We start from the raw sequence: 13,070 nt of genomic DNA on the forward strand, positions 1-13,070 counted from the left end.
AGGTTATTGCTCAAAATTTAACGACCAAAGTCTAAATTACAAGAGATAAGGAACATTGGTAAGTTTAGCTTCGAAATAATTCGAATTAGAAAATTGCGCGCCAAGGTTCGGCGTAAGGAGAACATTATGGATGAGAGACAGGTAGAACAAATTCTACAGAATCCAAAATTTAAGGAAATGGTTAGCCGTAAAAGTAAGTTGAGCTGGACTTTGACGATCATCATGTTGGTGGTCTATGTCGGCTTCATGCTACTTGTGGGCTATAACAAAGAGTTCTTGATGCAATCCGTGAGTGGTGGTGTAACCACGATTGGTATGCCATTAGGTTTGAGCATTATTGTATTGTCATTCCTACTCTGTGGTGTGTATTCGTACATTGCAAATAATAAATTAGATGCATTAAACGAAGAAGCAATGCGTGAAGTAGAAGCAATTACTCAAGAAAAAGGACTTCACTAAGATGAAATGGAATTCATTGAAAGCAACAGCACTGGCGGCTCCCGCTCTGCTCATGTCAAGCATGGCAATGGCAGGACCAGATTTAGGTGAAGCACAGCAGCAAGCGACCAACTGGCACGCAATTATCATGTTTGCCATCTTTGTAGGTTTTACGCTGCTAATTACTAAATGGGCTGCAAAACAAACTACCAACACTGCAGATTTCTATACTGCTGGTGGTGGTATTTCAGGTTTCCAAAATGGTCTAGCGATTGCCGGTGACTATATGTCAGCAGCATCGTTCCTCGGTATTTCCGCAATGGTATTCAGTTCAGGCTTTGATGGCTTGCTGTATTCATTGGGCTTTATGGTGGGTTGGCCAATTGTATTGTTCTTAGTAGCAGAGCGTCTGCGTAACTTAGGTAAATTCAACTTATCTGACGTTGTATCGTTCCGTTTGGCTGAAAAACCAGTACGTACATTGGCAGCAATGAGCTCGCTGGTGGTTGTAGCGTTCTACCTAATCGCACAGATGGTAGGTGCAGGCCAGTTAATCAAATTGTTATTCGGTCTAAACTACAACATTGCGGTTGTGATTGTTGGCTTGCTGATGATGGCGTATGTAATCTTCGGCGGTATGTTGGCAACGACTTGGGTACAGATCATTAAAGCAGTGATGCTACTTTCTGGCGCAACGTTCATGGCATTCATGGTCATGAAGGGCGTGGGCTTCAGCTTCTCTGAAATGTTCTCACAATCTATTCAAGTTTTCTCTAAAGTTCACGAAGTGACTTTGGCAGAAGCGGGCAATATTATGGGGCCTGGTAAATTGGCTGCGAACCCAATTGATGCGATCTCTCTAGGTCTGGCATTAATGTTCGGTACAGCAGGTTTACCACACATCTTAATGCGTTTCTTCACGGTTAAAGATGCCAAAGAAGCGCGTAAATCAGTGGTTGTAGCAACAGGTTTCATTGGTTACTTCTACCTACTGACTTTCATCATTGGTTTTGGTGCGATCCTTTACGTTTCAAACAACCCACAATTCCTTGATGTTGCAAAAATGGCGGTAACTGGCAAGCTAGAGCTTGTTGGTGGTAACAACATGGCTGCGGTGCATTTATCTGATGCATTAGGCGGTGATTTGTTCATGGGCTTCATTTCAGCGGTGGCATTCGCAACGATTCTTGCAGTTGTTGCAGGTCTAACATTGTCTGGTGCTTCAGCTATTTCACATGACTTGTATGCAAACGTATTCAAGAAAGGTCAAACAACGCCAGAATCTGAACTTCGTATGTCTAAAATCGCGACTTTAGGTCTTGCGATCTTCGCGATGATTTTAGGTATCTTGTTCGAGAAACAAAACGTTGCATTCATGGTTGGCTTGGCGTTCTCTGTAGCAGCATGTGCAAACTTCCCAGTGCTTGTATTGTCGATGTTCTGGAGAGGCTTGACCACTCGCGGCGCAGTGATTGGCGGTTTAGTAGGTCTGCTTACAGCAGTGACCCTAATTATCTTATCTAAAGCAGTTTGGGTAGATACATTCGCAATCTCTGAAACACCAATTAACCCATTCAATGGTCCTGCTATCTTTGCAATGCCATTGGCATTCATCTGCTGCTGGTTGTTCTCTGTGACTGATAATTCAGCACAAGCACAAGCTGAGCGTAAAGCATTCGATGCACAGTATGTACGTTCACAAACTGGTATTGGTATCTCTGGTGCTTCAGATCACTAATCTGAATCGCCTAAAAAGCCCCTAATAAGGGGCTTTTTTTATATTTAGTGAATGATATGACGCAGAGGTTTGTAGACAAATCTCTGTCCTATTTGCGTGTATAATTTTCTCCATTGATCGACATTTTCCAATGGCCTTGATCATCTTGATAAGGCGAGCGCTGAATGGTGAATTGTTGAGAGAAATTATCCTGACCGATGCTAAAGCTCTGATCACCAAAACTGCTCAAATGGGCTTTTATTCGCGACTGTTCAGCACCACTGAAGGTTTGGTTGGCAATACTTTTTTCAGTATGTTCTTGATGGTAATACGTCACTTCGCCCGACGATTTGATCACTAATTCACTGTGGTTGTTTTGCCAAGTCCCCACATAATTTTCATGGCCTTTGAGGAGCGGACTGTTTTGTGTACAGGCAGAGAGCATGAGCAGACAGAGGGGAGCAAATACGAGATGTTTTTTCATAATGAAATCTACCACGCAGGAGATTTCTTTAAATGTGCGCCTGAATGCTGAAACTTACAATAGGCTTTTTGAGGCTCATAGGTGATAAAAAAACTGAGGCAGAACAGTAGGCATATGTGATGTTTTTCAGGACACGCTCAACAAATCTTTGCAGTAGAAGAAACTTGCTTCATGCTAATTTAAAATCAATCAGTTGATGATGCTTCAGATTGATCATTTCAGCGCATGATAAAAAAATATAGAGATTGAACATAATGCAAGGATTCGTGGATTTTTGGAAAAGCTTTAGACTTTTACCCTCAGCATGGCTGTTACTGGTGCAGTTTCTGATCTTGGTTTTAACCGCGATTACCCGAGAAAGTCTGTCTTTTCGTGCGCTAATTTGGGTACTTGGGGTGTCGGTACTATTGATCATTGCCAAAGTGATTCGCCAAACTCCAATGTTTACGATTCTAGGACTGAGTTTTGTTGGCTGCGCCGTATTGTTTTCTACTTTGATTATGCTCGGTGTAAATCATCCGAATATTCAAATTATTGCGCATGGTTTTGAAGCCTGTGCGTATTTTAGTGCAGCCTATGGCTTATTACGCTATATGTTTGCCGATCGCTATTTAACCAAAGATGAACTTTTTGCAGCAGGGGCAGTATTTACCCTCATCGCATGGGGTTTTGCTTTTCTCTATAGTATTTGTCAGCTGATTTATCCGGATAGTTTTGTGAACTCTGCAGAGCCGGGCATGCAGTCGTGGTTAGATTTATTATTTTTAAGTTTTAGTTTGCAGTCTGCCACGGGCTTGTCGGATCTCATGCCTGTGAGTGCGCCTGCACGGGTCTTGGCTATGCTTCAAATGTTCTGTGGGGTGATGTATTTGGCTCTCATCGTTTCACGCTTAATTGCATTGCAATATATTGCCCATTTACCGGAACGCCATGAGCCCAAAGACAAATAATGGCAGGAAAAAAAAGGACGCAAATGCGTCCTTTTTGGTATTCAGTATCTAATATGAATTAGAAACGGAATTTAGCGTTTACGCCAACAGTTTGAGTGTCAAGCGCAATTTCTTCAGCATTAGCATTTACATAGCTAGCACCAACTGCAACAGCAGGAGTGATGAAGTAGTTTACGTTCGCGCCCCAAGCTGAGTCTGGAGTACCAGCAAAGCTAGATTCAGCGTAAGAAGCACCAACGCTTAATTTAGGAGTTACGAAAAGATCAGTTTTGAATTGGTAAGCAGTGTCATCACCGTAGATGATGCCTGATTCGAAACCAATTGCCATGTTAGTGTCGTCGATTGCGCCAACATATTTAGCACGTGCAGTGATTGCGTCTTGGTCTTGGCCAATAGTTGTAGCTTCAGCAACAGCTTTAGCAACACCGTTACCCATAACGTTGAACGCGTCAACAGCAGCTTGGTCAGCAACGCTAGTGTAACCAACAGCAACTAAGAAGTTTTGAGTTGGAAGCGCACCAACTTCTAATGCATAACGGTCGCCGTTGTCATCAGTGTTGTTTGCATTTTTGCTGTCAAGGATAGTGTGGCTGTAAGAAGCACTAGCGTATACAGGAACAACTTTAGTTGGAACATAAGCTTCAGCTTTAGCACCAAAGTTATGAGCAACTACGTCAACACCTTGTGAACCAACTTCGCCGTAGTTGTAAGCAACAGCTACGTTAGAAGCTTGGTTTAAGAATGCAGCTTCTGCTAAAGGACCTTTTGTAGAGTCAACATTTTTGAAGTAGTAAGTACCTTGAACACCACCAATGAAATCTTTGTCATTTGTAGTTGTGTCGATGTATTCTGCTTGGCCTTGAACTTCAAATTGGTAAGCTTGAGCACCGGTCATGGCTAATAATAAAGCAGTGGCTAAACCGAGTTTTTTCATGATTTTCTACCAGTTGTTACAAATGGATTAAACATTGAGCATTGTATTGTAACAATATATTAAGTCAATGATCCTAAAGGTTATTATTCAGTCTCTGACTCAGATCTTTATTTCATAATAAGAAATTCAGTTTTTACTCTAACTAATAAGTCACTGAAAAAAAATCATTGAGAACAATTAAGTAAGTTTGATTAAATTCTTAATTAAAAAAATACACTTGAAAAAATACACAACTTTTCAATCTGAAATAACAATTATTATTGTTATTTTAATTCAAAATAACATTTATTGTAGTGGGTAAATTCTAACGCTTTTCACGCATTTGAAGCGATAAATTGCGGCTTTGACTGCCGAATTGTTGGGCAAAAACTGTTTATTTGCATAGTAAATGGACGTTTTTGTTTTAAATCTGAGGTCTACTTCACTTAAATGAATATCTTAGTGATAAATTTAATATCCTTGTGAAATACTTGGCTTTACATCAGGTTTTATTTGATTCATAATTTGCCAATCGAGTCGTCACACAGTTTAAAAGTGTGACTTTGACCCTGATTCTCCATCATTTGTTTTTTATTCGCCCAGCTTTCCCCAAGGTTGGGCTTTTTTTTGTCTAAAAATGGAACTTTACCGCAAAGATTATAGATAAAACGGAGATGGAATAAAAATAAATGCCCTTTTATGGTGCATATATTATTGAATTTATCATCGAGTTCAGTAGGTCCAGACAAAAAAAATCCTGATTTTCATGGAAAATCAGGATTTTTTAGCCAAAATTTTCGGGAAACTAAAATATTCTGCTGAGGAAGAAATTTAGTGTGCCCTAATACGGTGCATTCTGCACCAATTTATTGCAATTGTAAATATTTATTTAAGCAAGTTCATAAAAAAATTTATTCCTTTCAAATATGTTGCTGTTTTTTAGCAAATTATCTCGTTTTAAAATGATAAAAATGTGACAGATTCAACACATTTGTATAGAATTTAGCTGTATAAATGTTCATTTTATAAATTAATAAATTATTGATCATTAATTTAAATATTCCCGCGTTTAGTTGATAAGTGGGTTGGGGTATGCAACAAGTGTGGGGCATAAAATAGATGGAAACATTACGAACAGAGCATATTAGTAAGCGCTTGCAACTTGCGATGCTAGTAATCGTCTTGTCTATCGTATTTATTAGTGTTCCACTGATTGTGAGCAGTTATCAAAACTACCTCAAAAATGCTCAAGCGCTGAAAGAAATTCAGATGCTAAAAATGGTGGCAGATTTAACCAACCAAATTTCTCGTGAACGTGCGCCAGCTAACAGTGCAATGTCGAGTCAAGGTGAACAGCGCGAGCAAAAAATTATTGAGTTGGCTGAATATCGTCAAGGCGTTGATCGGCAATATCAAGATACACTGAAAGTTTTAAAAGAAACGGGCTTTGCACCGATCGCCCAGCAGTTAGAGTCCAATTTATATCCATATTTGTTGCAGGGTCGCAAAACGGTCGATCAATATATTGCGCTGCCGACACAACAGCGTGAAGCTAAAAAATTGGATCATGCCATTTTGGCGATGTTCCAAGCTTGGGATCAAAGCTATATTGCCATGCAGAAATTGGTCAATCATTCACATGGTAAAGATACCCGTGTATCGAATTATTACACGCTGATTTTATTACTGGCAGAATTACGTGATCAGGCGGGACGAGTCGCATCAAATATTATGGCTGCGGTATCATTTCAACAGGAAATTCCAGAGCAAAATTTAGCGCGGAGTTTACAAACCCAGCGTCAAACACGCTATCTATGGGAATTGATCAATGTCGTGCAGTCCGAACATGACAAAACACCCGAGTTTAAACAGTTACATCATGCGGTACGAACGGAATTTTTAGATAAAGGTTTGCCAATTATTGATGGTTTGGCTCAAAAAAGTCTTCAACATCAGCGTTATCACATGGATGGCACCCAGCTCACTGATGTAATGGTCAATAAATTTGTCACAGTGGTGGAATTGCAAAGTTATATTTTAGATTACAGTCTCAAAGTAGCTGCGGATGAACAACGTGAAGCGCGAAATAAATTGATTTTCACGCTTTTTGTCTCGCTCGTGTCATTACTGACTGCATTATTAACGATGTTCTATGCCAAGAAATGGGTGTTTGAACCTTTAATTCGTGCTCGTAATCAGTTATTTAAACTGGCTCGGCACCGACAAATGGATCAAGGCGTGATTGAACCTGCCAAAGTAGGTTATCTCAGTTTATTTGATGCCATTCAGCATATTGAAAACATGTTGGAACAACGTGATGCCTTTGAATTTCAGCTTAAACATATTGCCAATACTGACTCACTCACCAATGTCGCCAATCGTTTTGCCTTAGATGAATATATTAAATTTCGCGACAGCCAAAATTCAGGCTTTTTACATACAGCACTGATCGTGATTGATATTGATCACTTTAAACAGGTGAATGATCGCTATGGGCATATTGTCGGCGATTTGGTGATTCAACATGTTGCCAATCAATTACGACAACATATTCGTTCATCCGACTTGGTGGTGCGATATGGTGGAGATGAGTTTTTAGTCCTGATCGAGGGGATTGATATGCTCAAAGCCCAGCACATTGCCGAAACCATACGGCATGATATTCAGCATGTGAATTTCAATTTGGCAGAAGACGAAGCAGATCTCATCGTGACGGTGAGTATTGGTGTTGCAGTGGGTGCCAAAAGCTGGATCGATTTATTAGAGCGCGCAGACCAAGCATTATTTAAAGCCAAAGCTGCGGGGCGTGACCGTGTTTCAGCCTAAACGCAGCTTGATATTCATAAATATCTTGGCAGATTCATAAAGTTAGCTAGAAAAATCAATTAATCTTCATCTTTATATAATTTATTGCAGGCTTGTTGGTTCATTTGACTACCATCTTCATTCCAACACTGGGCTTGGGTAATTTTGCCTAAATCGTACTGAAGCACCGCTTCAGGTTGCCCATTGTCATACCAAATTTTATAACTGTTATGACGAACGCCATTACGATAATAACCTTGGCGTTCTAGTTTGCCGTTTTCAAACCACATTTTCAGCTCGCCAATCAATTTATTGTTTTGAAAATTGGCATAGGTCCACGGTTTACCATTACTGTACCAGCGTTGGCGCAGGCCATGCTCGATACCATTTTTATAATTTTGAGAAAAAGCCAGTTGGCCATTCGGATGCCAAATTTTGTAATCCCCCTGAGATTCACCATTGATGATGCTACTTTCTTGCTCTTTTATCCCATTGGCAAACCAAAACTCGAGTTTGCCTTCGTACTCCCCATTTTTATAGGCAATGCGGCTACGGGATTTGCCGTTGGGGAAGAAACTTTCAAATACGCCTGAGCCTTGAATACCATCTGGAAAGTGAATTAGATGTTCACATTCACCATTTTTAATTTTGCTGTTGCTCAGAAAGATGGTGGTTAGGGCATTGCCATTGGCATAGACATATTGATTTTCATAGATCCCTTTGTGTGAAGTCGGGGTACTGAGGGCTTTACACTGCGGCTTATCTTTCCATGGGCTAAGATCAGGGTCTTCTTGTGAGACAAACAGCACCATGTATTCGTTTAGATAGCCATCGGCAAAGCTATATATTGGACATAATAAGAGACTGAAACTTAAGATAAATTTATTCATTGTTAGTATGCTTTTATATTTTAAAAAGTTAAAAATTATTCGTTGTTGAGTCCACGATAGGCGTCATCATAAGGATGTTTTGTTTAAAAATAAATAGTCGATATGCTAAGTTTGGAACAGATACAAGACTGTTGAAAAGTACACAATTCAGGTTTGAACTTCATCTTATACTGTGGACTTTAAACGCCATAAAAATAGTGCAATGAAAAAAATATATCTATCGTTGATGACTGTCCTGAGTTTGACAGCATGTACAGCAAATGAAGGCATGTTGGATTCATCTCAACACTTAAAACAAACGGCTCAAGCCAATTTAGAAAATTCATGGGTGAGTGAGATTCTGTCTTTATTTAATCAAGCACAAACACAGGCAGTTTTTGTCACATTTGATGGTCAGCGCGTGAGTCATTATGGCAATGACTTACAGCGTGCCCAGACAGAATACATTCCTGCATCTACTTTTAAAATGTTAAATGCTTTAATTGGTTTGCAACATCAGAAGGCGACAGCCACTGAAGTTTTTAAATGGAAAGGTGAAAAACGTGCTTTCCCGTCATGGGAAAAAGACCTGACTTTGGGTGAAGCCATGCAAGCGTCTGCTGTACCGGTTTATCAGCAGTTGGCACGGCGGATTGGTCACGACTTAATGCAAAGTGAAGTCCAGCGGGTTGGTTTTGGCAATGCCAATATTGGCAAACAGGTGGATCATTTTTGGTTGGTAGGGCCGTTAAAGATTACGCCTGAACAAGAAGTCAAATTTGCGTATCAGCTTGCGACAGAGAAATTACCGTTTGATGTCGCGGTACAAAAGCAAGTCAAAGACATGCTTTATATTGAAAGCCGTGGGGATGCGAAGTTATATGCCAAAAGTGGTTGGGGTATGGATGTAGAGCCGCAAGTTGGGTGGTATACCGGTTGGGTAGATGATTGTCATGGCAAGATTACAGCGTTTAGTTTGAATATGCAGATGGCTGCAGGGGATGATGTGGCAGAGCGTAAGCAGTTAACTTTGGATGTGTTGGATAAGTTGGGTGTGTTTCATTATTTACGTTAATTTTTTGAGTTTTAAGTTTGCATGTCCTCGCTTTGCATTGGGGTTGAGTTTCCATTGTGTAGGACGTTGCTACTTTTGAAAGCACAAAAGTAGGCAAAATGCTTTTGTTTGGTTGAAGGTAAGTCCGAAAAGTTCCAGTTGAATGTATAAATAATGGTGCGAATTTTGTTGATGGATTTAGTTAAGGTTATTTTCAAAAAAATATGCTTTTCTAAACGTCCTCGCTTAGCATTGGGTTTGAGTTTCCATTGTGTAGGAGATTCCTACTTTTGAAAGCACAAAAGTAGGCAAAATGCTTTTGTTTGACTGAGGGCACATCCGTGCTGCCCCAGTCAAACAGGCGACATCCATGTCGCCTTCATGTGATTGAATATTGTGAAGAACAAGAATTTATGTAGAAATGGCTTTGTTTAAGCTCGTATAAAGTGATTTTCTAGCTTCTAAAATTTTAAATCTATATTGAGCAGTTGTTTCAACATTGATAGCTCCATTTTTACAAAGTGTATAAGCGTTAAATTTTCCGAGTAATTCGCCATAAATTCTTAGCTTTTCTTATTGTTCAATATATCCATGTAAAAGAATTAAACCTTCATTTTTGCTAAGCAAATTAAAGTCATTAAAAAGTGCGTGTCTTAGAGGTTTAAGTCTGTCTGAAATCTCATTAAGAGCTGGTTGAGATTGTTTTGTTTCAAATTCAAAAAATGCCCAAATTTTTAAAACGAGATGATTTATTTCCTCGAGATCTTTGGAAATATTGGTCAATAAATTACGATTATATAGAAGGTTATCTTTTGCTACTGATGCTGAAATATTTGCCTTTTGATTTAAGTAGGTAATTACGCCAGTTATCAGTGCTCCTAAACCAATTTTTACGGCTGTATCAATTATCTCTAATAAAGTCATATAAATAAAAAACGGTGAATGAATCACCGTTTTATCATGCACTTAAAGGAAAGTGAATCTTATTTCAACATCGGCTTTAAGAACTTCGCTGTATGTGACACTTTATTCTTCGCAACAACTTCAGGTGTACCTTCGGCAATAATCATACCGCCACCCGCACCACCTTCAGGGCCTAAATCCACAATCCAATCGGCCGTTTTAATCACATCCAAGTTATGCTCAATCACCACGATGGTATTGCCTTTATTACGTAGCTCATGCAGGATGTCGAGCAACTTGGCAATATCATGGAAGTGTAGACCAGTTGTTGGTTCATCAAGCACATACAAGGTTTTGCCTGTATCGCGCTTCGCCAACTCACGAGCCAATTTGACACGCTGCGCTTCACCACCTGAAAGTGTGGTTGCAGACTGACCCAAACGGATATAGCCCAAGCCCACTTGGTTCAAGGTTTCCAAACGACGGTGGATCACAGGAATGGCATCGAAGAAATGCATCGCATCTTCAACCGTCATTTCTAAGACATCAGAAATGTTACGACCTTTATAGCCAACTTCTAACGTTTCGCGGTTATAGCGCTTGCCGTGGCAGGCATCACAAGGCACATACATATCAGGTAAGAAGTGCATTGCAACCTTAATCATACCGTCGCCTTCACAGGCCTCACAGCGACCGCCTTTCACGTTAAACGAGAATCGACCTGCAGCATAGCCACGTGCTTTGGCTTCAGGGGTTTGCGCAAACAGTTCACGAATAGGGGTAAACAAACCGGTATATGTTGCAGGGTTTGAACGTGGTGTACGACCGATTGGGCTTTGGTCAATATCAACGACTTTATCGAGGAACTGTAAGCCATCAATCGAATCAAATTTCTCAGCCGTTAATGTGGTTGCACCATTCAATTGAGTCGCTGCAAGCGGCAATAATGTCCGGTTAATCAGCGTCGATTTACCTGAACCTGATACACCTGTCACACAGGTCATCACACCTAAAGGAATAGTCAAATCGACATTTTTCAGGTTATGACCCGCAGCGCCCATTAACTTAATTTGCTCTTCAGGTTTTGGCGGTTGTGTGCGTGTTTTCGGCACATCAATACTGAGCTTTCCTGATAGATATTGACCAGTTAATGAATCTGGATTTGCCAAAATTTCATCATACGTCCCTTCGGCAATCACATGACCGCCATGCACACCTGCACCGGGGCCAATATCAATAATATGGTCGGCGGCACGGATCGCATCTTCATCATGTTCTACAACTAATACGGTATTACCTAAGTCACGCAAACGTACTAGGGTTTCCAATAGGCGGTCATTATCACGCTGATGCAAACCAATAGAGGGTTCATCCAGCACGTACATTACGCCCATCAGGCCCGCGCCAATTTGCGAAGCCAAACGAATACGCTGAGCTTCACCACCCGACAGTGTTTCTGCCGAACGCGATAAACTTAAATAGTTCAAACCGACAGAGACTAGGAAGTGCAAACGTTCACGAATCTCTTTGAAAATCTTGTCAGCAATTTCGCCTTTGGCACCACTTAAGTTGAGGTCTTGATAATAGCTTTCAGCATCGCCAATCGACATCTTGGTGATTTGCGCGATGGTTTTATCTTTAACTCGAACATGACGTGAAATTTCATTGAGACGTGAGCCACCGCAAGCATCACATGCGGCATTGGATAAATACTGTGCTAAATCCTCACGCACATAGTTCGACTCCGTTTCACGATAGCGACGCTCTAGGTGAGGTAGAATCCCTTCAAAGGCTTGCACACGTTTGTGCGAACGACCACGTTCATCAATATAGCTGAGGTCAACTTTTTCCTTGCCTGTACCATAAAGGAATTTCTTTTTGGTCTCGGCATCGAGTTCATTCCACGGTGTGTCTAGAGAATAACCAAAATGATCGGCAACTTTTTGGATCATGCTGTAGTAATACGGACGTTGACGGTCCCAACCACGGATTGCCCCTTGGCTAATCGAAACTTCATTATTGGGAATCAATTTGTCAGCACTAAAATGGCTGCGTGTGCCTAAACCATCACAAACAGGGCATGCACCGAATGGATTGTTGAAGGAAAATAGCCGTGGTTCAAGTTCACCAACGGCACGTTCACATTCAGGGCAAGAGTGTTTCGCAGAAAATACGCGATCTTCTTGTTCGCCTTTCATCCACGACAAAATGGCAATATCGCCACCCATACGTAGTGCAGTTTCAAAGCTTTCTGCAATACGGTTACCGAGGTCATCACGAACTTTAAAACGGTCAACAACGACTTCGATGGTGTGCTTTTTCTTTTTGTCGAGTTCAGGCGGAGTATCAATATCAATGACTTCACCGTCGACACGCGCACGGACAAAACCTTGACCTTGTAATTGTTCAAATAAGTTGGTGTATTCACCCTTACGGTCACGGACCACAGGGGCAAGCAACATAAGCGCCGTGCCTTCTTCTAGACCTTTGACGGTATCGACCATTTCAGACACAGTCTGAGCCACCATCGGGAGGTCATGTTCAGGACAATACGGCGTGCCGACACGGGCATAGAGTAGACGTAAATAGTCGTAAATTTCGGTGATTGTTCCCACTGTTGAGCGTGGGTTGTGGCTCGTTGATTTTTGTTCGATGGCAATCGCAGGACTCAAGCCTTCAATCGAGTCAACTTCGGGCTTTTCCATTTGCGAAAGGAATTGGCGTGCATAGGCAGATAAGGACTCAACATAGCGACGTTGACCTTCAGCATACAAGGTATCAAAAGCCAAAGAGGACTTCCCTGAACCAGAAAGACCCGTAATGACCACAAACTTGTCGCGTGGAATATCGAGTGACACATTTTTTAAGTTATGGGTACGTGCGCCTCGAATACGGATATGGCTTTGGCTCATGCAAGGGGTCCTAAAAGATTCATCG

At 41.0% G+C, this 13,070-nt stretch carries 10 protein-coding genes; 5 read left to right on the plus strand and 5 right to left on the minus strand.

Going from position 1 to position 13,070, the window contains the following annotated elements; translation table 11 throughout:
• The first annotated feature begins 126 nt into the window (after positions 1-126).
• Together FTV11_RS03225 and FTV11_RS03230 are read left to right on the plus strand one after the other, a co-directional pair.
• Positions 127-459 (plus strand): DUF485 domain-containing protein, encoded by a 333-nt coding sequence (locus tag FTV11_RS03225; protein ID WP_078190540.1) that lies wholly within the window; start codon positions 127-129, stop codon positions 457-459.
• 1 nt (position 460) lies between these two features.
• Entirely contained in the window at positions 461-2,176 is a 1,716-nt protein-coding gene (locus FTV11_RS03230) for a cation acetate symporter (RefSeq protein ID WP_180002715.1), read from the plus strand.
• Between the two features lie 88 nt (positions 2,177-2,264).
• Here the strand turns inward: FTV11_RS03230 and FTV11_RS03235 are convergent, their stop codons facing one another.
• A complete protein-coding gene (locus tag FTV11_RS03235; protein ID WP_180008801.1) occupies positions 2,265-2,639 on the minus strand; it encodes a hypothetical protein in 375 nt (124 codons plus the stop codon).
• 254 nt (positions 2,640-2,893) lie between these two features.
• Here FTV11_RS03235 and FTV11_RS03240 point away from each other — a divergent pair, with 254 nt between their 5' ends.
• Positions 2,894-3,589, plus strand: a complete 696-nt coding sequence (locus FTV11_RS03240; protein WP_180025902.1) for an ion channel — start codon at positions 2,894-2,896, stop codon at positions 3,587-3,589.
• Positions 3,590-3,647: 58 nt separating this feature from the next.
• Here the strand turns inward: FTV11_RS03240 and omp33-36 are convergent, their stop codons facing one another.
• Positions 3,648-4,523, minus strand: a complete 876-nt coding sequence (gene omp33-36, locus FTV11_RS03245) for a porin Omp33-36 (protein WP_180025903.1) — start codon at positions 4,521-4,523, stop codon at positions 3,648-3,650.
• Positions 4,524-5,621: 1,098 nt separating this feature from the next.
• On the opposite strand from omp33-36, the gene FTV11_RS03250 reads away from it, so the two are divergent.
• A complete protein-coding gene (locus tag FTV11_RS03250) occupies positions 5,622-7,328 on the plus strand; it encodes a diguanylate cyclase (RefSeq protein WP_180073371.1) in 1,707 nt (568 codons plus the stop codon).
• A 59-nt stretch (positions 7,329-7,387) separates the two neighbouring features.
• Here FTV11_RS03250 and FTV11_RS03255 read toward each other — a convergent pair whose 3' ends face one another.
• Entirely contained in the window at positions 7,388-8,197 is an 810-nt protein-coding gene (locus FTV11_RS03255) for a toxin-antitoxin system YwqK family antitoxin (protein ID WP_168379426.1), read from the minus strand.
• Between the two features lie 202 nt (positions 8,198-8,399).
• On the opposite strand from FTV11_RS03255, the gene blaOXA reads away from it, so the two are divergent.
• Positions 8,400-9,251, plus strand: coding sequence for a class D beta-lactamase (gene blaOXA / locus FTV11_RS03260; protein ID WP_373685394.1), 852 nt, complete (start codon positions 8,400-8,402; stop codon positions 9,249-9,251).
• Positions 9,252-9,803: 552 nt separating this feature from the next.
• Here blaOXA and FTV11_RS03265 read toward each other — a convergent pair.
• Positions 9,804-10,154, minus strand: coding sequence for a hypothetical protein (locus FTV11_RS03265; RefSeq protein ID WP_180073372.1), 351 nt, complete (start codon positions 10,152-10,154; stop codon positions 9,804-9,806).
• Between the two features lie 59 nt (positions 10,155-10,213).
• The gene (gene uvrA / locus FTV11_RS03270; protein WP_180025908.1) at positions 10,214-13,045 is read right to left on the minus strand and encodes an excinuclease ABC subunit UvrA; all 2,832 of its coding nucleotides are present in this window, start codon (positions 13,043-13,045) and stop codon (positions 10,214-10,216) included.
• Between the last annotated feature and the right edge of the window lie 25 nt (positions 13,046-13,070).

This window comes from Acinetobacter sp. YH12231 (assembly GCF_013417755.1).
Taxonomy (GTDB): Bacteria; Pseudomonadota; Gammaproteobacteria; order Pseudomonadales; family Moraxellaceae; genus Acinetobacter; species Acinetobacter amyesii.

What these genes read in the sequence shown, in the direction of transcription:
- FTV11_RS03225 (WP_078190540.1), top strand. Translation starts at nt 127, where the DNA reads ATGGATGAGAGACAGGTAGAACAAATTCTACAGAATCCAAAATTTAAG.
- FTV11_RS03230 (WP_180002715.1), top strand. Translation starts at nt 461, where the DNA reads ATGAAATGGAATTCATTGAAAGCAACAGCACTGGCGGCTCCCGCTCTG.
- FTV11_RS03235 (WP_180008801.1), bottom strand. Translation starts at nt 2,639, where the DNA reads ATGAAAAAACATCTCGTATTTGCTCCCCTCTGTCTGCTCATGCTCTCT.
- FTV11_RS03240 (WP_180025902.1), top strand. Translation starts at nt 2,894, where the DNA reads ATGCAAGGATTCGTGGATTTTTGGAAAAGCTTTAGACTTTTACCCTCA.
- omp33-36 (WP_180025903.1), bottom strand. Translation starts at nt 4,523, where the DNA reads ATGAAAAAACTCGGTTTAGCCACTGCTTTATTATTAGCCATGACCGGT.
- FTV11_RS03250 (WP_180073371.1), top strand. Translation starts at nt 5,622, where the DNA reads ATGGAAACATTACGAACAGAGCATATTAGTAAGCGCTTGCAACTTGCG.
- FTV11_RS03255 (WP_168379426.1), bottom strand. Translation starts at nt 8,197, where the DNA reads ATGAATAAATTTATCTTAAGTTTCAGTCTCTTATTATGTCCAATATAT.
- blaOXA (WP_373685394.1), top strand. Translation starts at nt 8,400, where the DNA reads ATGAAAAAAATATATCTATCGTTGATGACTGTCCTGAGTTTGACAGCA.
- FTV11_RS03265 (WP_180073372.1), bottom strand. Translation starts at nt 10,154, where the DNA reads ATGACTTTATTAGAGATAATTGATACAGCCGTAAAAATTGGTTTAGGA.
- uvrA (WP_180025908.1), bottom strand. Translation starts at nt 13,045, where the DNA reads ATGAGCCAAAGCCATATCCGTATTCGAGGCGCACGTACCCATAACTTA.